Annotated in this window: 1 protein-coding gene; it reads left to right on the plus strand. The window is 47.0% G+C overall.

Annotation, left to right across the window (positions count from 1 at the left end):
- Positions 1–428 precede the first annotated feature (428 nt).
- A partial coding sequence (locus tag O9332_RS04425; protein ID WP_288023862.1) for a PulJ/GspJ family protein occupies positions 429–1258 on the plus strand: 830 nt, incomplete at its 3' end.

The following is a 1258-nucleotide window of genomic DNA, read 5'->3' on the forward strand; positions in this document are numbered from 1 at the left end:
AAATCCTTATCTGGCAAGAGATTTAATTGATTAGTTCGCTCTAGATCGCAAACAATTGACAAAAATCGCGGTAATGTCTTTCTCTATAAGGGTTTCATTCCTTATAACCCCCATCCATTGCATAACACAAACCGAAGAGCCTTAATAGCTGTAACCAAAATCACCTTTCTGGCCATATTTCAATTACTATCTATGGGATTTTCTTAGGCTATCCTGTAGTTAGTGGTGAAGTTAGTTAGGTCGAGACATTTTTGATCGGGAGTTTTCTAGGGAAATTTTGAAGGTAGTAGGTAGTAGTAAATTTTCAGTGGTTTCCGAAAACCCCTTTCGACTTGATTGACCAGTAGTTTAATAAAACCTCTGTGACTGCAATAAATGTTAAATATTTAGGGGAGTACAGAACAGAGAAATTGGGACGGGTTAAAGCTATGCGTTTTTATTTAGAGTACATCAATCACTTAGGTCGTTTACAGAAAAAATCCGCTCATCGTCTTCTGCAAGCGGGTTTCACGATTACAGAAGTTTTACTAGCAGGTTTGATGATGCTGATTGCCGTCTTGGTGTCGGGAAATGGCGTAATTAACCTGCTCAGAAGCAATTATCGAGCTAATGCTGAGAGTGAAATCCAAAATAATCTTAATCGTACTCTAGAGTTTGTTTCAGATGAAGTGAGACGGGCAAGAATTATCGCTGATTCTCAAGGGGAGATCAACACTGACAAAGTACCCTCAGGAGCGCAACCAGTTCTAGCTTTCCAAATTCCCGACCCCAGCAATCCCAATCGGCTGCTCGGTGAACAGATCGTTTACTATACCCGTACCACAGGCCCTGAAAGTAGCTTGACCGGTCCGCGAGTCTTGTGGCGCTATGGTCCAAACTTGGACCCTAATGGCAACTACACCACCCCCGCAAATGTTGTTACTTGGCAACATTCCCCCGTCACCGATATGTTAGCACCGCCTCCTAATGACCCCGTTTGTCTTGGGAATTTTAACCGAATCCCCGCCGCTAGTAGCGCGGTAGAGGGTTTTTATACCTGTGTTCGCCAGGGTGGTGGTAATCAAGTGATTTTGAATGCCAACGCTCGGGTAAAGATGACTACCGGTGAGAAATTTAACTACTCTGTCAGCACCGGAGTTTTCCCCAGAACCTGTGAAACATTTTGTATCGTAAGCCCCCCCCCGCGGTGCGCCCCCCCGGGGGCCCCCCCGGGGGGGCCCCCCCGGGGCCCCCCGGCGGGGCCGCCCCCGCGGGCCCG

The organism is Microcystis sp. LE19-10.1B, assembly GCF_027530565.1.
GTDB classification, from domain to species: domain Bacteria; phylum Cyanobacteriota; class Cyanobacteriia; order Cyanobacteriales; family Microcystaceae; genus Microcystis; species Microcystis aeruginosa.